Origin of the sequence: Methanobrevibacter millerae, from assembly GCF_900103415.1 — an archaeon.
In the GTDB taxonomy this organism is placed as follows: Archaea; Methanobacteriota; Methanobacteria; order Methanobacteriales; family Methanobacteriaceae; genus Methanocatella; species Methanocatella millerae.
The window spans coordinates 95,289-115,315 of the sequence record NZ_FMXB01000004.1 but is presented as its reverse complement, the minus strand read 5'-3'; the positions used below and the strand labels follow the sequence as shown (position 1 = coordinate 115,315).

Here is a 20,027-nt window from a genome sequence, read left to right as displayed (position 1 = left end):
GGAGGAATGTCCATGCATTTTTCATCACCATACTTTGCGAATGATTTGCTAATCTGTATGCTCTATTACCGCATTGAAAATATAGATTATTTTCTGATGTGCAATTAGGAAAAATTCTTTAAAAAAGAGGAAAAATAAAATGTTGTTTGAATTTTACGATAGAATCAGCGGGAAGATGCTGATGCTGGAAGCTGCCGCTATCGCCTTGATGGTTGTATCCCTTATCGTAACGGCCATCTTCAATAGTGATAGTCTGGCCTATAGGATAGCCGATTATCTCTTTTGGATATTTTTTGGCATGGATTTCGCATTGATGATATCTAGTATCCTGATAAAAAGGGTCATTAACGAAATTCTAATCGAAAATTATTAAATATAAATATCCATAAATTATTACTTAAAGGTGATATTAATGGATGACAAGGAAAAAGTTATTGAAGCATTCAGAAGTTCTGAAGAACCTTTAAACGCCAAAAAGGTCAGTGAAATCTCAGGCGTTGACAAAAAGGAAGTCGACAAAATCATGAAGGAATTGAAAAAGGACGATACAATCGTTTCACCTAAGAGATGTTACTGGACTTTAGCTGAAAAATAGCTTTTCGGCCAACTTTAATTTTTTTGAATTTCTATTGAAATTCATTCTTTTTTTTAACAGCAACTTATTAACAATTTATATTATTTTAAACACATTTTCGCTTGATTTAACGCTTTAAACATTATTCAGTTATTTTAAATAATGTTGAATAAAAACTGAGTAAATATATTTTTTACATCATTTTCATACATTTAAAAGCAAATTAGTATATTTTATATACAATTAAAAATATACTATTATCATAAAATCTAATTGTTGATTTTGTGCATGTGTGAATTCAAAATTGATTTTATAAAAATTGTTTTGATGTGAAAAATATGAAAAGAAAATCAATTTTTGGGATTTTAATGTTAGTCCTTGCATTATCTTTGACATTAGGTTTTGTTAGTGCTGAAGATGTTGCAACCGACGGTGCATCAGATGTTTTAGCAGCTGATGATAATGTAGTCGTCGAAGAGGCTCCTGTCGAAGAGGCTCCTGTCGATGAAGAAGGTCAAGCCGCTGGTGGCGATGTCGCTGGCCCAGGCGTTCCGCCAGGTGTGGAATTAGCCGATGTTGGCGTAATTGTTACCCCATTATTCTATTCTGAAAACGATACCGTTTGGAGTGTTTTCGCATATAATTATGGTCCAGATACAGCTAAAAATGCTTACGTACAATTAGATTGTTCTGATAATTTAGTATGTGTAGATTTTGCTGGTACTGGCGGTGAATTTGACTATGAAAAAGGAATTTGGTATCTTGGAGACATGCCTGCCATGTCATATGCCGAATTATTAATCGAAATGTTACCTATTGATAAAGGTCCATATTTCGTAGATGCAGCAATTAAAAGTGACACTTTCGATCCTTTCTTAGGCAACAATTATGACATTGCTTACATGGGATTAGAATCAGTCGCTTCCGCTGCTGAAGAAACATTACCTGCAACCGGTAACCCGTTAGCTATGGCATTACTCGCTTTAGTTGCAGTTGGTGTAGGTGGAATTAGAAGATTATTCTAAATTCAATCTTATAGACTTAAATAAGTTTTTAAAGTTTAAAGGTTATAATTGGCAATAACAGTCGAAAGATTTTATTGTTGTTTATGATTTTTAAAATTTAAAAATTTACATAATTATTGCATTGATGATTCCCACATTTGTCAATGTTACTATTAGAGGGATTTTGTTTTTCCGCCATTTTTTTAATTTTTCTTTTTTTAATCTTAAAATATTGAAAATTGATGCTTTTTTGTCAAAAAGAGGTATTAACTTTATATGTAATGAAAATAATAAATACTTAATATAAAATCATATGTTGATTTTATAGTATAGTAAAAAAATTTCTATTTGATTCAAAAAAAGTTTTGAAGTGATATGCATGGATATTAATTCAACACTGGGAATTTTTTTATTAATTCTTGCATTGTCCTTAACCTTGGGTGCTGTAAGCGCTGAAGAGGTTGAAATTGATGATAATCAGGAATTATTGTCCATAGATTCCCAGGAAGACAGTATCGCTCTAGCTGAATCAAATATACCTACAGAAGATGATTATTCGGCAGATGTGGGTGTTGAAGTCACGAAAGTTTCAGAAACCGAAGATTCATCAAGATGGTTGATATTCGCGTATAATAACGGCACGGATATAGCGGTAAACGCATGGGTAACCATTAAGCTATCCGACAATCTACGCTATTACGATTCATACGCTTTCACAGGTGAATTCGATTCTGAATATGGTATTTGGTATATAGGGGATTTAGATAGTAGTGATTCTACTGGATTGTTTATAAATGTGATGCCAATTGCTTCGGGACAACAATATTACTATATTGGGGCGGAAATAATGAGTGAAACCTTTGATCCGGACTTGTCAAACAATAACGTTTTGATTGAATGGGGATCAAAGAACGGCACTTCCGGCAATGATACGGGAAATCATTCTCAAAGTGATTCTTCCGCAAAAGCTATTAGTCAATCATTGCCTGCTGCGGGAAATCCTGTGGCTGTCGCATTATTTGCCGTGCTGACGTTAATTGGTATCGGAGGTAAGAGAAAGAAATTATAAATGTGTTGTCTAAAACGATTACATTGCGGTTCTTAAAGTTTTTATAATTAAAGGCTTTATAAGGCGATGAAGAATTGCATCTGATGCGGTTTTTCATTTGTTTTGTATGGTTTTTGTGTAAAATACTAAGTGCATGAATCAATGATGGTTTAATGCACGTGTTTCATCAGGTATTTGTTTGGAAAATACGTTTATAATAAGATCTTACTGCTTTGAATTGAATACGATTTTTAAAAAAAAATAGAAAATTAATTTTCTGATTGTGATTCTTCTTTTTCTTTAAGCTTTTCTTTAAGTTGTTCTATTCCGATAATCATGTTTTGCCTCCTTAGTTTTATTCCTGTTTTAATATTGATTCTTTATGATATATAAATTTTTAGGTATGCCTAAATTTTCTAAAATTTTAAATCTTAGTACTGATAAATTAATAACTGATGAGCAAAGACAAGATTACATACAGTGACGTTAAGGAATATGAAAGGCTTTTTACGATGGCGCCATCATTCCTGCTTGAAAAACTGGCCAGGCGAAACACCAATCTGGTTTCAAAGTTCAAGCCGATAATTCAGGGATATATGGATGACTTGACTGCAGATCAGAAAAGCAAGCTGGATATAATCCTTGCAAGTGAGGTTCAGGAGCTGCAGGACATAATGCATGAAGCCTATCTGCGCTCTAAAAAAAGGCAATACAAGGTTCTGGCCAATCCGAAGTATAGGCAATTCATTGAGGACAATCTCGATGGAATACGCAGAATGCTTTAATTTATTATTTTGTATAAAGTAATTATTTTTAAATAACTTCAAAACCTATAAGCTTAACTCTGTTTGAAAGCAAATCAGGATTTTCATCCACCTTTTCAGAGAGTTTTGTGGTTATGTATTTTTTATTGTCATCAGGAAAGACCGTAGCTATTTTTAAATCATCATTATCCACCAAAACGCTTGCAAGGAAATTAGCGCCGCTTGAAATGCCTATGCCCAAGCCGAATTCCTTGGCTATTCTTTTGGACATGTTGATTGCATCCAAATCGTGAATAAGCACGATATCGTCAATCAAATTCTCATGTACAATTCCCGGAATGAAGTCGTCTCCGATTCCTTCAATCATGTGGCTTCCCTCAATCATTCCCATTTTAAGGATGGAGAGTGTTGAAGGCTCGAGGGCGATTATTTTGGATTCGGGATTGTTGTCCTTTAATCTTTTGCCTATTCCCATCAGCGTTCCGCCGGTTCCTATTCCTGAAACGAAAGCGTTGACGTCCGGTATCGCGTCAATGATTTCCTGGCCTGTGGTGTTGTACTGGGCCTGAGGATTCAGTTCATTATCAAATTGTAGTGGTCTGTATGCATCAATATCATTGGCAAATTCCTCTGCAAGTTCAAGGGCCTTTTTGAATCCCCCTTCCTCTTTGGATACAAGATGGACTTGTGCGCCGTACATTTCAATGATCTTTCTTCTCTCAAGGGATACCCAGTCAGGCATGAAAATATGAACTTCATGGCCGTATAGGGCACCGAATGCGCTGAAGGAAATTCCCGTATTTCCGCTTGTAACTTCCACAATGGCCTGACCTTCTTTTAAATTTCCGTTTTCCCTTTCATTTTGGATAATGTATAAGGCCATTCTGTCTTTGATGCTTCCAGTGTAATTGTAATATTCAAGTTTGGTGTAAATACTTCCTGTTTTTCCCTCGTATTCATAATCAATCCTGATTGCCGGTGTATTTCCAACTAATTTTTCTATATTCATAAGATTCCAACCAATTCAATAATATAACATTATTATTTTTGTCATATTCTTTTAAAATATTTTTTGAATTGCTCGAAAATTATATTATGATTATGGAATAGATATTTAATCATGGTATTTGGGATGGATTTGTTTTCAGAAATTTTACTGTATGTCCTTGAAATGGTTGTTTTTCTTCTTATGATGTTCATTTTAGGTTTTGTTTTTAAAAGACTTCATGTAAAGGAATATAAGGTCTTTGATTTGAAAGAATATTTCCCGGAAGAGGAAATCCATTCCTTAAGGCAGATATCTTACCTGATAATGATGGGCTTGTTATTCATGGACATATTATATACCGTGGTTTTCATTTCAAACGATTTATATTATTTTGTAATTTTCGACATTCTACTTTCACTTTATCTTGCCATCAAATTGGACAAGTCCTCCTGGAAAAACAGGATCATTTTAATCCTTCTGATTCCTTACGGTTCTTTAACTTTCTTTCTGTTTTCAAATACCCTTATTGGAATAGTGGATTTAATTCATGTTCCGGTTCTTATATACTTCATTAAGGTATACTATGATAAATTCAGGGAGTATACGTCTTCCAACGGTTTGGGAATAACTATTATTTTGCTGTTTGCCATTATCTTTATCAGTTTTTTCATTACGCAGTTTTCCGAAGGCGTCAATCCTTTGAATTCCCTTGTCATGGTTTCCAACGCATTTACAAGTAACGGCTACACCGTTTTGGGCAATTCCATACCCGGTAAAATAGACTCAATTTTCCTGGTTTGGGGAGGTTATCTTCTCTCAGGTGTCGGTACTGCAACTTTAGCATCAGGAATTCTAATCAATCATTATAAAAGCGAGATTAAAGAGATTAATGACAAGCTGGATAAACTTGAGGAATTGATTAAGGAAAACAACGAATAATCTATTGTATTTTTTATATACATTTTAGGCACTCCTTTTTAAAAATAATTTGTTTTATAATATTCAAACAAAATTTTTCATTGTTTTATTTTGGTTATAGGTCATTTCATTGAATTTGCATCATTGCTTTTTGATTTCGTTTCCTGTGCTGCAATCGAATTTTATAATCATGATTAATTATGATTAATCGTTTATTCTGATTTTATTCTGATTATTTCAGTAAAATAAAGCAATAATCAACTATTTTCAATTGCCTTTGATTTATTTTAAATAATTCTTTATTTAAAAATATTATAATAATATTTTAATTATTTAAACAGTTTCTAATAAATATTTATTTTTACTGAATACTGTATAGTTAAGTTTAAATACTATTAAATCAAATTATTTATTAGCTTAACTTTATTTAAATTTAAGTTGATTTGAATAAGTTAAGTCTAAAATACAGAGGTTAATATTATATGTTTAAATTTGATAAAGAACAGGAAGTCTTTGATTTCGCAGGAGTCAAAATGGGTGGACAACCGGGTGAATATCCAACCGTTTTGGCGGGTACTATTTTCTATGGAGGCCACAATATCATTAGCGATGAACTGACCGGTGACTTTGACAAAAGCAGAGCCGAAGAGTTGGTTAATGATATGGCATCAATTTCAGATGTAACAGGCAACCCATACATTGTTCAGGTTTTTGGACAAACTGTAGAAGCTCTTCCAAAATATATTGAATATATCGGTGAAATATGCGACGCGCCTTTCCTTATAGATTCAACGTCAGGTGAAGCAAGAGTTGCCGGTGCGCAGTATGCTGATGAAGTTGGATTAACTGAAAGAGCTATCTATAACTCAATTAACATGGCAGCAGATAAATCAGAACTCGAAGCGCTTGCAGAAACAAATATCTCCGCTTCCATCATTTTGGGATTCAATCCTATGAACGCTACCGTTGAAGGAAAGATGAACATGTGGGAAAACGGTGATGACGGCGCATATGAAAAGGGTTTACTTGAAGTTGCTGCCGATTGTGGAATAGATCGATTTATGATGGACACCGCCGTAACGCCTTTAGGTCAGGGTGCGGGAATCGCTGCAAGAACTTCCTTTGCCGAAAAGGCAAAATGGGGTTATCCTGTAGGATCGGGAATTCACAATGTTCCTTCAGCTTGGGACTGGCTGAGGGACTATAAGAAAGAAGGAAATAAGATTGCATTCACTGTTTGTGATATCGGTGCAAATATTGTACAGGTCATGTGCGCCGGCGATTTTGTTCTTTTCGGACCGATTGAAAACGCAAAAATCGCTTTTCCTGCTGTTGCACAAACTGACATGTTCATTTCTGAAGCCGCTAAACCTTTGGGAACGGACCCTGTAGATTTCCATCCTATGAACAAACTGGTTTAATATCAAAATTAGCCTATTTTTTCAACCTCTAATAATTTGTTTGTGATATCATGAAAATGGTATTAAACAAATCTTAACATAAGTAAATAAATCCAAGTAGCACTGGATACGCCAAACATCCAGTGCTCAATTAATTAATTTTTTTTCATATCCTTCGTAACTTTTATATATTATCAGCTAAATAGTATACCTAACGAACGGTAGGTAGGTAACTATGAACACTAAAGAAAAGATATTTGACGTATCACTCGATCTGTTTTCAAAAAAAGGATATGACTCAGTTTCACTTAGAGAAATTGCAGAAGAAGTTGGAATCAAAAAAAGCTCAATATACAGCCATTACTCTTCAAAAGAAGCAATACTGATGGACATTTTCGAATACTTCACTGACCTTTTCAAATACGATGAACTTTTAAACAGCAAGGACTTGCTTTTAACGGCAGACAACGAGATACTCCTTGAAAACCCTGAACTATTCTATCATCAGGGCTCTGAAGCCATTAAGGACATGCTTTCGGAAGAGAGAAACCTTAAAATCTGGAAGCTGATTTTCATTCAGATGCACTACAATGAAAACATACGACTGTTTTTCCAAAACGAGATACTTGTAAAGCCATTGGTGTTCTGGAACGGTTTTTTCACAATCCTTAAGGAAAAGGGAATAATCAGAGCCGACTGCAATCCGAAGCTTCTGGCAAAAGAGTACTACAGCTTTCCGATTTACCTGCTTCTTGAATTATGCGCTAAATATGACGATATACCTCAAAGCTCACTGGACAATTTCTTTGATGAAGCGGAAAATCATGCGAAATTCCTCCTTGACTGCGTGAAGGTGAAATAGATGGATGAACTAACATTTCCCTATGAGCTGAACGGTGAGTATTATGCAAAGGTCAGCGATTTTGCAGATGAATTTCTCGATTATACAGAAAAGTTCAATTTCAAAAGCGATGAGGAATCATTGGAGGCATTGTGCATTGGCGTTTACTGGTATCTTTACGGAACGACAGCTCTTGATTTAAACAGCAACATCCATCATGCCCTGGCCAATCTGGCGGAGTACAGAAGGGCATTTCCCGAAGACAAGATATTCATCGATGAATTGCGAGGCAAGCTGTTAACTAAATTTCTTTTCAGGCCGTTTCAGAAAAACGACGAGGAGTTAACTTCACAAAACCTTGACATGTTAATCAATTTTCTTGAAGCAACGGGAGACTATATGGACCAGATTCCCCATTTCAGGAACTTTTCACATGATCTGGGCGACTGTCTTGAGTTAACGAAATGGTTCTGCAGAACAAGCGGAAAATACTTGGGCGAATATACATCCAACCTCGACGAATACCTCAAAAACAATGGTAGTAGCCATCTGATGGAGGAAGACGTCATATTTTACCATGGACATGAGCTTGAGTATCATTTAAACATGCTTGGAGCTGAGATAATGAACAGGATGTACAGGCCGGATTACGTGAAAAGACAAAGAAAGGCAATACTTCTTCCATCATGCATGAATTCGAACAATAAGAATTGCAGGGCAAAGGAAGACCGCCTGGGTGACGTCTGCACATTCTGCAACCCAAAATGCAACGTATATAAGATTACTAAGGATTATCCGGACTGTGAAGTCTATATCATCTCACACGAATCCACCGCATTCAAGGGAGCAAGAAAGGAGGACAAGGATGAACTTGGCATTGTAGGAATAACCTGCGTATTGAATCTGATTTCCGGAGGATGGAAGGCTTCAAACCTTTCGATTCCGCCTCAGTGCATTTTATTGGACCACGTCGCATGCAAAAGCCACTGGCTGAAGGAGGATATTTACGGAAAAATCAATGATAGTGAGCTTAAAAAGAAGATATAATCTAGAAATTAACTGGAAGTGTGGATTATGAATATAGCTTTTTCACCGCCTGACATCAGTGATGAGGAGATAAATGAAGTAATTGAATCGCTGAAGTCAGGCTGGATTACAACCGGACCTAAAACAAAGGAATTCGAACGAAAAATCACAGAATACTGTGGAAGCGACAGGACAGTGTGTCTAAGCTCCGCAACATCTTCACTGGAGATGACTCTGAGGATGTTGGGCATCGGTAAGGGCGATGAGGTAATTCTTCCGGCATATACCTACACCGCAACCTGCAGCGTAATCTGTCATGTGGGGGCAACGCCGGTAATGGTTGACAGCCAAATCGATTCAAAAGAAATGGATTACGATAAAATGGCTGAAGCGATTACGGAGAGGACTAAAGTCATCATCCCCGTTGACATCGCAGGAATCCTGTGCGATTACGAAAGGATTTTTGAAATAGTCGAGGATAAAAGGGAACTCTTTAAGGCAGATAATGATATTCAGAAAGCCTTTGGCAGGATTATCGTTTTGGCAGACTCTTCCCACGCATTCGGTGCAGTTAAAAAAGGTAAAACTGCAGGAAACCTTGCTGATTTCACATGCTTTTCATTCCATGCGGTTAAAAACCTCACAACCGCTGAAGGAGGAGCCGTAACATGGAGAAGCCATGATGAATTAAATTCAGATAAAATATATAAGCAATTGCAGGTTCTTTCCCTTCACGGCCAGACAAGGGACGCCCTTGAAAAAGCCAACAACGGATCATGGGAATATGACGTTCTCCTTCCGGGATACAAATGTAACATGACTGACATTCAAGCAAGCATTGGACTTGCACAGCTTAACAGGTACGAAAAACTCCTTGAAAGGAGGCATGAAATCATTAGAAAGTATGATGGAGGGTTTAAAGATACAAGAGTAATCACGCCGAAACATGTCTCAGAGAACTTCAAATCATCCGGCCATCTGTATTTAGCGCGCATTAAGGACGTTTCACTTGAAGATAGAAATGAAATCATTGAGAAAATGGGTGAAAGGGGAATAGCTACTAATGTCCATTACAAGCCCCTTCCAATGCTTACCGCATATAAAAATCTTGGATTTGACATTAAAGACTATCCGAACGCTTACGCTCAATTTGTAAATGAAATAACTCTCCCGTTATATTCCACGTTAACCGATGAGGAAGCCGACTACATTATAGGCAATCTGCTGGAGATATTGGAGGAATACTGAACATTTAACGATTTTTTATTGATTAAAAAATAATTGGCTGGTGATATTAATGATTAGATGCCCGATGTGCGATGAGGAAATAGACGAGGATGACGTGGAATTTGATTGTCCATTCTGCTCAAACATGGATATGGGCGAGGGCTTTTACCGCTGCGAGAACTGCGAAACCCTTTTTGACTATAATGGGGAGTTATGGGTGTGCCATTATTGCCATAATCACGGCATGCACCGCTTTGAGCCTTCATATGATGATGAGGACTACTGTGAAGACGAAAATCCCGACGTCAATCAGGGATGGGTCGGTGAGCACTATGGATAATGGTTTTTTGAAAATTGACTATTCTATTTTTAGACAATGAAATTTTGGCGTTTATTAAAATTCATAAAAATTAATGTTTAAAAATGCTTAATAATGAATTTCCTTTCAAAATGTACTATTTAATACAACAAAACTATAAATAACACCTGATATAAATTATTACTAGATATTTAAAGAAAAATAGATTTTAGGTTGAAAAAATGAGTGAAACTATTAAGATTTTAACTATTCAGGACATATCCTGTTATGGGCAGTGTTCAATAACAGTTGCGCTTCCGATTGTATCAGCTTTCGGAATAGAAACGGCAATTTTACCTTCTGCAGTTCTCTCCACGCATACTGCAGGATTCACTGATTTCACAGTCAGGGACTTAACGGAAGACCTTCCGGAAATCAGAAAACACTGGGAAAAGGAAGGAATATACTTTGATGCAATTTATACAGGTTTTATAGCTTCAAAAGAACAATTGGATTACATTAAGGATATTATCGATTCAAGACTTAAGCCTGACGGACTGGTATTTGTCGATCCGGCCATGGCGGACAACGGTGAGTTCTACAATGGATTCGACCAGGAATTTGCAGACAAGATGGGAGAGCTCTGTAAGCTGGGAGATTATGTGCTTCCAAACACAACTGAAGCCTGTTACTTATTGCATAAGGAATGGAAAGAGGAATTCACAAGGGAAGAAATGCTTGAAATGGCCGATGAGCTTCAGGCATTCACCAAAAGGTATGTTGTCCTTAAAGGGGACACCGCCGAGGAAGGCAAGCTGGGAATGATTGTCAAGAATAAGCAAGATTCATCAACTGAAATCGTCTACAATGACAGGATTGATTACGCTTCCCACGGAACCGGGGACGTTTTCGCATCATCATTTGTCGGCTCAACCATGAACGGCAAATCTCCAGCTGCGGCTGCAAAAATTGCCGGTGAGTTCACCAAAATGGCAATTGAAAAGACAGTGGGTGACGAAGACCATAAATACGGTGTAAAGTTCGAACAGGTCATTTTGGACTTGAAGGAATTATTGGATTCATATTAATCCATTATTTTTTTCAAAATTTTAAAAATTTAGGCATACCTAAAAATATTTATATCATAAACATATATCTATTAACAGTGCTTGAAAAAAGCAAATAATTCAAAATGTGATTTTTATGGGATTTTTCGATAACATGAGAAAACCTCAGGGTAAACTGGGAAACATGCAGCTTAAATCAATGAACAAGGAACACACTCCCGTATCATTATGGGGACTAAAGCATTTAAAGATAAAAGAGGATGATGTAATACTTGATATAGGCTGCGGAGGCGGAATGAACATCAAAAGAATGTCTGAAAAGGCCAAAAAGGTATATGGCGTAGACTACAGCATAGAAAGCGTAAAGCTCTCAAGGCAAGTGAATGAGGACAATATCCGTCAGGGCAAGGTTGAAGTGCTTGAGGGAAACGTTGCGGCACTGCCCTTTGATGATGATAGCTTTGATATAGTAACCGCATTCGAAACCGTCTATTTCTGGCCGGATATCGAAAAATCATTCGGCGAAGTAAGAAGGGTGCTAAAGCCCGGCGGAACATTTTTAATAGGTATGGAAACAAACGGATCAGACAGTCTGGTAATGAGATTCTGGAATCACTTCATAGACATGGAAATGTACACCGACGATGAAATCAGCTCATTTCTTGAAAATAACGATTATAATGAGATAACTGCTTATCTAAGAGATGCCAAAAACAAGCAGGAAATCATAAAGTCAAAGGGTGAGGAAAGAAGAGTCGACGATGACTACTCCAACATCTCATTTTCAGACAAGTTCGTCCAGTGGGTGACGGTTACTGCAGTAAAATAGCCCTATTGGTTTTCTTTCATGGTTGCAATCTGCTCGTTGCGGTTTTTCAACTTTAACGTGAATAAAAACGCGATAATGGCCACTATTGAAGATAATATGAGGCTTATCTGATAGCCTAAAATTCCTGTAAATGACGCTATTATTCCGCCGATAAGGGCTCCGCCTATCAGTTGCCCTGCGCTTGAAAGCATATTTACGATAGCCTGGCCTGCACCCCTTTCGTAAGGCTTGGCTTCGCTTAAGACAATGTATCTTAGGGGAGCTCCGATAATCGTTACCATGCCGACTCCGATAACACAGCCTGCAACGATAAATAGTATTAGATTTCTAGGATAAAGTGCAATGACTGCAAGGCCAATGGCTAAAATAAATGTTCCGACAGCCATGATTGTTCGTGAACCGGTTGAGTCAAGGATTTTTCCAAGAATCGGTGCCGCAACGGCATTGGCTCCCAGAATAGGAATCAGCATAAGGCTTGCCAGCTGGTCGTTAAGGCCCATTGAAAGGATTACAAGAGAAGGAACAAATATCACAGAGGAGTATATGATACCGTAGCACAGAGTTTCAACGCATGCAATGCTTATGTCCCTGTTTTTAAGCATATGAATAGGCACGATTGACTCTTCAGCTCTCTTTTCCACTTTAAAGAATATTAGGATTAAAATTATAAACATCACCAGAAACGGAGCGACATTAATGGAGAGTAAGCTATTGATGAAATTGCTTGAATCAATCTGGTTAAGCCCGTAAGCCAGAAATACCGAAAGCAGGATTAAAACAATGATTCCAAGATAATCTATTGACAGCTTTCTTTTGTTTTCCAGATCCGGAAGGATTTTGATTGAAAGTATTACGAGAATTATGCTTATGGGGATATTGATTGTAAAGCACCAGTTCCAGCCGAATGGTATTAATGCGGCTCCAACAAGAGGACCTCCGATTGCCGAAATTCCAAATACGCTTCCAAGAATTCCCAAGGCCTTTCCTCGCTCTTCCAATGGAAAGGCATCCCCTACAAACGCTCCGGCTACCGGGAATAGTCCTCCGCAGCCGAAACCCTGTATTATTCTTCCCAAAAGTATTGACTCGATATTGAATGAGAGTGCAATCAGGGCAGATCCGATGCCGAAAAGGATCACGTCAAGGATGAAAATCTGTTTTCTTCCGTAAAAGTCGGAAAACTTTGCCATAATCGGGGAACCAATCATGAAAAAGATTACGAACAGTGTGAATATCCAGCTTGATTCCCTGCTTGTAAGGTGATAGCTCTGCTCGATAGAAGGCAATACCGGACCGATAATGCCCGTATCAAGACATCCCATGAATACGCCCACCAAAAACAAAATGAGTATCAGGTTTCTCGTTTTTGTATCCAAATATTTTTTCTGCATAATTATTCAACTTTATTATTATATTCAATTAAAATCCTATATTATTACTGTGTTTTATAAGGTTATTAATACTTTCTTAATCAGCTAATCTTTAGTTTTAAATAGATAATTGATTAAATATAATATTGTACACTTTTACATATTAATTAGGTTTTAAAGGGATGTAAAATGAGGAATTTAGCCAACTACATTACGATATCAAGAATTGTCCTGTCGCTTTTGATGCTATTTTGCGAACCTTTATCCCTGAATTTTTTCATAATTTTCATAATCTGCGGCTTAAGCGATGTCGCTGACGGATATCTGGCTAAAAACATGGGTTATAAAAGCGATTTGGGAGCAAAACTGGATTCACTGGCAGATATAGTATTCTTTTTATCATTCCTGATAGTATTGCTTCCGGTTTTGAAGTTTAACTATTTCATAATTTCATGGATTCTGGCTATTTTCGCAATCAGGATAATATCTGTTTTGATAGGTTATCTGAAGTTCAATGAGCTGGCATTTATTCACAGCTATCTCAACAAGCTGACAGGTGCGCTTTTGATTCTGCTTCCATTTTTGCTACTTTTGATTTCATCAGAAGTGATTTTAAACGTAATCTGTTTTGTAGCTACGCTGGCTTCACTGGAGGAGCTGATTATTGTCATTAAAAGCAGATACTTCAATCCCGATTGCAGAGGCCTGATTGATTTTTAGCCTAGAAGTCATCATCCCAATAGCAGTCATCGTCCTTTTTTTCTTCCGTTGCCTCTTCCCAGCTACTGTATCCTTCAATATCCAGCTGAAATCCACATCCTTCACACCACAATTGGTTGTATCCGACAACGGAACCGCATCTCGGACAGTTGAATAAGATTTTCATGAATAATGATTGTTATTAACTTGTTAATATAATTTTTGAAAATATTTAAAGCTTTTTAAAATAAAATATTATTGTGGAAAGAATATGAATGATAAGGAGATAATTAACCAATTAAGGCAATTGACTAAGAGCAAGGAATACTGGAAAGACAATATCGATGAGGTTGCATCCAAACTTGATGATGGCTATTCAGATACCGTAAAGGCAAAGGCATTATGGCTTCTGGGAGAGATGGGACTTAAATATCCCTTGGAAATGGAAAGCCATGTTGATGAGATTGCTTTTTTTATGGAAGATGAAAACCCTAAGCTGCGTGAAAGATCACTTAATGCCCTCGGAAGGATAGGCAGGGCCGATAAGAATCTTGTCATTTCATATATGAACAGATTAATGGAAATGCGTGATGATGAATCCGGAAACGTCAGGCACGCATTTGTCTGGGCATGCGAAAATATAGCCACGACTTCTCCCGAACTCTTCTGCGACAAGCTGGAAATCTTTTATGATATGATAAATGATTCTTCAGAAAAAGTCCGTATTGAAGCGCCTGAAATGTTTCGTGTTGTCGGAAAGCGAAAGCCCGATTGCGTAAAGCCGTTTTTAACTAAATTGGAATGGATTTCCAAAAACGACGAGCATCCGGCCGTCCGAGTACACTGTGCCGGTGCGGTTAGAATAACGAATAACGCTTTAAACATTAACATGTAAGGGAAGTGAACTATTATGAAAAATAAATATTTTCCAGATGAAGACATTAAAATCAATGATTTATACTTTATATGTTACATGATAGAAAGAGTGGCAAGACATATAAAACAAAAAAATAAATATGTTGTAAATACAATTGGAAGAGATGGACTATATCACCTGATCAGCTGTGCGGAAGTATTGCATTGTGAAAATCCTCTGAAAGTAGAATCAGATTGGATTAATGACTATGAACTTGAAAAGGAAATTATGATATTACTTCTGTTGATACGGAACTTGCTCCAATCATTCCAACGCCCCTTGATATGGGCGCAGTATATTGTCGTTTAATTATAAATACCTTATCATCCAAAGAAGATTATGTTGACGGCATTATAAGGGTATATAATGATGACATATGCGAGGTGATAGACAATTATAACTGCAGTGCTTTCTATGAACCCTCTTATGTGATAGCCCGAGCTTATCAAAACGGAGGTTTTTAAAAATATAATTAATCTGGAATTATCATCAACACCATAACCACAAACTTAATGATTTCAGGTTTTTTATTTCATTTTCATTGCAACATTTTTTAACATTATTCTTAATTTTTATCCAGTGGTTAACTCTTTGTAAAAATCTTTAAATAGCTATTCAAGTCATATTTTTCGACATTTTTCCAAAATATTTAATAACAAGTTCAGATAAAATATTTAAAACAAAGTTGATTGAAAAGTACGTTTAAGTGGTACAACTTTTCATAAGTTTCAATATATCGGGGATTAAAATGAAAAAGGTTATCTTAACGTCAGTGATTTTCATGATTTTGCTGCTGTCATTGTCAGCTATTCATGCAGAGGACAATACTACAGATTTTAAAGCTGATTTTCAAAATAATGAAACGTCCATATTGGCTGATGAAAACGAAGGAGATGACGTATCCAATCAAAATACAATAGATTATGATACTATACAAGGAATTATCATTCGCAATAATCCTCAGGTCTATGATGAGAGCTTTATGATTGGGCTTCAAAATAGTCAACCTGCTCAGGCACTGATACAAAGTCTGTATTATAATAGTTTACAATTTGCTGAATCCTATGATGGAGATAATAACTTCAATGACAGTGAATTATACAAGGCACATATTTCAGATGACTTTCGTTTGAAGTTAAAACTTTGCATCAAAGACCCTACCATAATGCAGTGCGATTTAAAGAAGGTTTTTGGAAATCCGGCTACGTTTCAAGCCACTTTCTATGACAATTATGATAATCGTATCAAAAATGCTCAAATAACCTTTCTGATTAACGGGCTTAAATATTCAAGGACAACCAATGAGTATGGCGTTGCAAAAATTAATATCAATCTGCAGCCGGGTGAATATACGATAACCTCATACAATCCTGTATCCAGGACGAATAAGGCTTCAAAAATCATTATCTTGCCAAATATGGATCAAAACAAAGACATTGTGAAGTATTTCAAAAACGATACCCAGTATACTGTCAGGCTGCTTGATGATATGGGAAAACCTGTGGCCAATAAGACGGTTACCTTTAATATCAATGGCGTTTTCTATCAGAGGGTTTCAAATTCAACCGGATATGCCAAATTGAACATCAATCTGATTCCGGGCACGTATATAATAACTGCAGAGTATGAAAACTGCAGGCTTTCTAATTCAATCACTGTCCTGCCCACTATAATCGCATCGGATTTGTCAATGTCTTATATGGACGGAAGCCAATTTCAGGCAAGGCTTATTGATGGAAAGGGAAATGCGATAGTCGGTGTAAACGTCACATTTAACGTTAACGGAGTTTTCTATCAAAGAACAACCGATGAGAACGGAACGGCCAGATTAAATATTCGATTGATGCCCGGGGAATATATAATAACTTCCATGTATGGTGATTTGTCAATGGGCAATAATATTCGCATTACAAGCGTTTAAATTAAAAAAAGAGTAATAAAAAATAATTGAAGGAAGTTAATCACTTGCCTTCTTCAAAATAGAAATAGATGGTTTCTATGCCGTTACCGTTTGAATGGTCTTCGTGGCGGGTTTCATTGCCTTTCTTTATGAAGACGTCTGTAGGTCCGCTTTTCTGGTTAAGTGTTACGCTGGCGTATTTTAAATCTGTCGTGTTCAAGTTGATTATTTTTGAACCTTCAGCTTCACAGGAGGAATAGTTTCCGTCAACTACAAGGTCCAGTCTCCATTTTCCGCTGGTGTTAATCTCCAGAGTATAGTTTTCGTCAGTATTTTTGTCATCATTTGTTGCAGTTGGGGCACTGCTTACGGCGGTTACAACGGTAAGCGCACAAATCAATATTATTAAACCTGCCAAAATTTTTAGTTTTTTGTTATCCATTTTTATCACCTATCTGAGAATTTTTTTATAGGTTATTAATTAATTAGTCTTTATAGTATTTAAATTATACAGTTTAACAATAAATTTATTTTTAGCTAACCACTGTAAACTTATCAAAAAATTTGTTATCGAATCCATATTATGATTTTAATTAATGGTGAACAAATCACATTTATAACGAAGTTATAATTTATCCTATCCAGAGTTTCGGAAATTATTGGCCGAAATATTGGATAAAATTCATTATTTCGCATCTGTGACTTTAAGAGAACTCATAAAAATATTAGGCGTATCAAAATAAAGTCTATGTGAAATACAGCCATTCTTGACTGATTTGAAAATAGCAAAAGACTTATAATAGTATTGATAAAATAGAATTATATGAATGTTTAATGTTTTTTTAAAAAAGATTAAATGGGGAGTATTAAAAATGATAAAAAATAAAATATTTTTACTGTTTTTGCTGATTTTATTTTTTACTGGTTTAAATTCGGTTTCGGCCATGGACAACAGCACCGATAGCGTTCTGGCCGATGGCAGTCAAATCACGGTCGCTCCTGGAGATTCAATCCAGTCAGCCATTGACAGCGCCCCTGAAGGAAGCACCATTATCGTTGAGGAGGGCGATTATTCAGAAGATCTCATCCTTTCCAAGGGAGTTTCCATTATTGGACAGAATGCTAATCTCAACTCAAATAACGCCGCTTTCACCATCCTTTCAACTGCAAACAACACGTCAATTTCAGGATTCAACATAGTCGTTTCCAACAGCAGCGGAACGGGAATTTCAGTAAACGCCAGCAACTGTAAAATCACAGACAATACATTATCCGGAGGAAATATTGGAATATTGGCAGTGTTCACGCTTTCAAACAGCTCCGGTCAGCTGAACATTTCGGTAATCAGCAACATAGAGATTCTCAGAAACAGCATTTCCGATATGAATGAAGCCGGAATTTCAGTAATGGCATTCAATCCGATTGTATCTCAGAACAACGTTACCAACATCAAAAACAAAAGGGAAAACGGAACGGCTTCGGGAATCCTTGTAAACGGAACCGGATTGAGTCCAGAAGACCTGAATGTAATCGTAACTGACAATCACGTTTCAAATATCGAATCGGCCAACGCATCTGCCTGCGGTATTGACATAAGGGCTGCGGCGGTTTTCGACTCTTTAAAGGATTTTGACGTGTCAGAAAACGTCGCCGAAAACATCATGGCTCCTGTTGAGGTCAGGGGCATTAACATCGACATTTTTGCGCTGAACAGCACCCTGCCCACTTCACACGTCTGCGGTTTGAACATCACAAAGCTTTCCACGGGAAATTCTGAAAATGCTTCAATAACCGGAATAAGGGTTTCTGTAGTTACCATAGGACAGAATGAAAGCTCTGATACATTCATCCATGACATTAACGTCAATGACCTCAAGGCTTCAGGCCCTAATTCCAAAGTAACGGGAATTCTGGCTTCAGGAGTTGGGTGTGCAGATTTATACGTTTCAGACAATAATGTGAGCGGCATTGACTCATCCGGTTCAATCATTGGAATTTCCGGCGAATGCATAGACTACAATAACTTTGAAGGATATATGGAGGTTTCGCAAAACAACGTAACCAATCTGAATTCCCCGAAAAGCAAAGGAATCAGTGTCATGGCATTGGGAAATATCGCAATCAACAAGAATCTCCTCTATGATATTCCGGGCGAAGGAACGACCTTCATAACCGGCGTTCCCCTAAGCATCAATATGGGTGATTTCAACGTCACAATTCCTCAAAACGCAACGGTTGATGAAATTTTCGATATTATCGAATCCGTATTCAACAATACCGATTTCAAAATCAACGGAAATCTCTCAGTATTCGGCAATAATATCGAGGGAACCGGCGTTGAAACGGGCTTTGCGGCAGTAATGCAATCCACCACCATACATTACAACCGTGCCGTCAATCTGAAAAACAATGTCATTAAGGACAGCACGAAACGCTTCCTTCTGGAATCATACGGAATCGATCCGGATATTTCCACTGAAGAGCTGGCCTATCTGCTAGTAAAGTCACAGCCGGGCTCTGAAAACTACACTGAAGAGGAGCTGAGGAATATGAGTGCCCAAATAGTTCCTTTCCTCGACACAATGTTTTCCAATATGGACCGCCTGACTTCAGGAGACGTCGACGCAAGGTTCAACTGGTGGGGAACCAATTCAAGGCCTGCCGATTCAGCATTCAAAAACACCAATGGAACCATTATTTATAACCCTTGGCTTGTTCTGCGCGTGAACTCAAATCCGGCAGTTATAAACTACGGCGAATACTCAAAAATCATCGCCGACGTTTACATGGATTCATTGGGCTTTGACCATAGTCCCGACGCAGACTTGTTCTTCAGCGGACCGAGAATCACATTCTCAACGGATAAGGGAAGCTTCAATGGAGAAAAGTCAATCACCGTCAACTGGGTTAATGGGAAGGCGGTCGCCTACCTTTACGGCAATGAGTATGGCCTGGCCACCGTAACGGCATTCGATTACGATGCGGCATACACTACGGTACTTATTCTTGGAGGAGATTCTCCGGACAATTCAAAGAAGCCAATTGCCATGAAGGAAACCGGAAACCCCATAATATTACTTTTAAGTGTTCTGGCTGTTCTGTTAGGTTCCGCTGGAGCATATAGGAGAAGATAATCACTTTTTTTCCTTTACTTTTTT

The 20,027-nt window shown here is 37.2% G+C and carries 22 protein-coding genes; 18 read left to right on the top strand and 4 right to left on the bottom strand.

The genetic code is table 11. The features are described 5' to 3' along the window. Positions 1 to 139: 139 nt before the first annotated feature. The 5 genes from F3G70_RS03365 (at position 140) to F3G70_RS03345 (ending at position 3,411) form a co-directional block, all read left to right on the top strand. Positions 140 to 373 carry a hypothetical protein gene (locus tag F3G70_RS03365; protein WP_149731311.1) on the top strand — a complete coding sequence of 78 codons (234 nt, stop codon included), beginning with the start codon at positions 140 to 142 and terminating at the stop codon, positions 371 to 373. A 39-nt stretch (positions 374 to 412) separates the two neighbouring features. Beyond that, a complete protein-coding gene (locus tag F3G70_RS03360; protein WP_149731310.1) occupies positions 413 to 595 on the top strand; it encodes a MarR family transcriptional regulator in 183 nt (60 codons plus the stop codon). Between the two features lie 347 nt (positions 596 to 942). Then, positions 943 to 1,599 carry a DUF11 domain-containing protein gene (locus tag F3G70_RS03355; RefSeq protein WP_223165994.1) on the top strand — a complete coding sequence of 219 codons (657 nt, stop codon included), beginning with the start codon at positions 943 to 945 and terminating at the stop codon, positions 1,597 to 1,599. 358 nt (positions 1,600 to 1,957) lie between these two features. After that, a complete protein-coding gene (locus F3G70_RS03350; protein ID WP_149731308.1) occupies positions 1,958 to 2,647 on the top strand; it encodes a DUF11 domain-containing protein in 690 nt (229 codons plus the stop codon). Positions 2,648 to 3,081: 434 nt separating this feature from the next. Beyond that, complete coding sequence (locus F3G70_RS03345) at positions 3,082 to 3,411, top strand: hypothetical protein (protein ID WP_149731307.1); 330 nt, start codon at positions 3,082 to 3,084, stop codon at positions 3,409 to 3,411. A gap of 28 nt (positions 3,412 to 3,439) precedes the next feature. On the opposite strand, the gene F3G70_RS03340 is transcribed toward F3G70_RS03345, so the two are convergent. After that, entirely contained in the window at positions 3,440 to 4,399 is a 960-nt protein-coding gene (locus tag F3G70_RS03340; RefSeq protein WP_149731306.1) for a PLP-dependent cysteine synthase family protein, read from the bottom strand. Positions 4,400 to 4,510: 111 nt separating this feature from the next. Here F3G70_RS03340 and F3G70_RS03335 point away from each other — a divergent pair, with 111 nt between their 5' ends. The 8 genes from F3G70_RS03335 to F3G70_RS03300 all read left to right on the top strand — a co-directional run bounded on the left by F3G70_RS03335 (position 4,511) and on the right by F3G70_RS03300 (position 11,984). Then, complete coding sequence (locus F3G70_RS03335; RefSeq protein ID WP_149731305.1) at positions 4,511 to 5,317, top strand: hypothetical protein; 807 nt, start codon at positions 4,511 to 4,513, stop codon at positions 5,315 to 5,317. Between the two features lie 461 nt (positions 5,318 to 5,778). After that, on the top strand, positions 5,779 to 6,717 hold the full coding sequence (gene mtrH, locus F3G70_RS03330) for a tetrahydromethanopterin S-methyltransferase subunit H (RefSeq protein ID WP_149731304.1): 939 nt from the start codon (positions 5,779 to 5,781) through the stop codon (positions 6,715 to 6,717). A 214-nt stretch (positions 6,718 to 6,931) separates the two neighbouring features. Further along, entirely contained in the window at positions 6,932 to 7,558 is a 627-nt protein-coding gene (locus F3G70_RS03325) for a TetR/AcrR family transcriptional regulator (RefSeq protein WP_149731303.1), read from the top strand. Next, on the top strand, positions 7,559 to 8,584 hold the full coding sequence (locus F3G70_RS12235; RefSeq protein WP_223165993.1) for a DUF116 domain-containing protein: 1,026 nt from the start codon (positions 7,559 to 7,561) through the stop codon (positions 8,582 to 8,584). A 27-nt stretch (positions 8,585 to 8,611) separates the two neighbouring features. Further along, positions 8,612 to 9,811 (top strand): DegT/DnrJ/EryC1/StrS family aminotransferase, encoded by a 1,200-nt coding sequence (locus F3G70_RS03315; protein WP_223165992.1) that lies wholly within the window; start codon positions 8,612 to 8,614, stop codon positions 9,809 to 9,811. 49 nt (positions 9,812 to 9,860) lie between these two features. After that, positions 9,861 to 10,130, top strand: coding sequence for a hypothetical protein (locus F3G70_RS03310; RefSeq protein ID WP_149731301.1), 270 nt, complete (start codon positions 9,861 to 9,863; stop codon positions 10,128 to 10,130). A 200-nt stretch (positions 10,131 to 10,330) separates the two neighbouring features. Further along, positions 10,331 to 11,176, top strand: coding sequence for a pyridoxamine kinase (locus F3G70_RS03305; RefSeq protein ID WP_149731300.1), 846 nt, complete (start codon positions 10,331 to 10,333; stop codon positions 11,174 to 11,176). Between the two features lie 115 nt (positions 11,177 to 11,291). After that, positions 11,292 to 11,984 carry a class I SAM-dependent methyltransferase gene (locus F3G70_RS03300; protein ID WP_149731299.1) on the top strand — a complete coding sequence of 231 codons (693 nt, stop codon included), beginning with the start codon at positions 11,292 to 11,294 and terminating at the stop codon, positions 11,982 to 11,984. 2 nt (positions 11,985 to 11,986) lie between these two features. Here the strand turns inward: F3G70_RS03300 and F3G70_RS03295 are convergent, their stop codons facing one another. After that, a complete protein-coding gene (locus F3G70_RS03295) occupies positions 11,987 to 13,375 on the bottom strand; it encodes an MFS transporter (RefSeq protein WP_149731298.1) in 1,389 nt (462 codons plus the stop codon). Between the two features lie 168 nt (positions 13,376 to 13,543). On the opposite strand from F3G70_RS03295, the gene F3G70_RS03290 reads away from it, so the two are divergent. Beyond that, positions 13,544 to 14,074: a CDP-alcohol phosphatidyltransferase family protein gene (locus F3G70_RS03290; RefSeq protein WP_149731297.1), complete on the top strand. Its 531-nt coding sequence runs from the start codon at positions 13,544 to 13,546 to the stop codon at positions 14,072 to 14,074. A gap of 1 nt (position 14,075) precedes the next feature. Here F3G70_RS03290 and F3G70_RS12010 read toward each other — a convergent pair whose 3' ends face one another. Next, positions 14,076 to 14,240, bottom strand: a complete 165-nt coding sequence (locus F3G70_RS12010) for a hypothetical protein (protein ID WP_188118059.1) — start codon at positions 14,238 to 14,240, stop codon at positions 14,076 to 14,078. 84 nt (positions 14,241 to 14,324) lie between these two features. On the opposite strand from F3G70_RS12010, the gene F3G70_RS03285 reads away from it, so the two are divergent. The 3 genes from F3G70_RS03285 (at position 14,325) to F3G70_RS03275 (ending at position 16,890) form a co-directional block, all read left to right on the top strand. Continuing rightward, complete coding sequence (locus tag F3G70_RS03285) at positions 14,325 to 14,948, top strand: HEAT repeat domain-containing protein (protein WP_149731296.1); 624 nt, start codon at positions 14,325 to 14,327, stop codon at positions 14,946 to 14,948. Positions 14,949 to 14,963: 15 nt separating this feature from the next. Continuing rightward, a complete protein-coding gene (locus F3G70_RS03280) occupies positions 14,964 to 15,278 on the top strand; it encodes a hypothetical protein (protein ID WP_223165991.1) in 315 nt (104 codons plus the stop codon). A gap of 439 nt (positions 15,279 to 15,717) precedes the next feature. Continuing rightward, positions 15,718 to 16,890, top strand: a complete 1,173-nt coding sequence (locus tag F3G70_RS03275) for an Ig-like domain-containing protein (protein ID WP_149731295.1) — start codon at positions 15,718 to 15,720, stop codon at positions 16,888 to 16,890. Between the two features lie 40 nt (positions 16,891 to 16,930). Here the strand turns inward: F3G70_RS03275 and F3G70_RS03270 are convergent, their stop codons facing one another. Next, a complete protein-coding gene (locus F3G70_RS03270) occupies positions 16,931 to 17,311 on the bottom strand; it encodes a hypothetical protein (RefSeq protein ID WP_149731294.1) in 381 nt (126 codons plus the stop codon). A gap of 430 nt (positions 17,312 to 17,741) precedes the next feature. Here F3G70_RS03270 and F3G70_RS03265 point away from each other — a divergent pair, with 430 nt between their 5' ends. Continuing rightward, positions 17,742 to 20,003 carry a hypothetical protein gene (locus tag F3G70_RS03265; RefSeq protein ID WP_149731293.1) on the top strand — a complete coding sequence of 754 codons (2,262 nt, stop codon included), beginning with the start codon at positions 17,742 to 17,744 and terminating at the stop codon, positions 20,001 to 20,003. Positions 20,004 to 20,027: the final 24 nt, after the last annotated feature.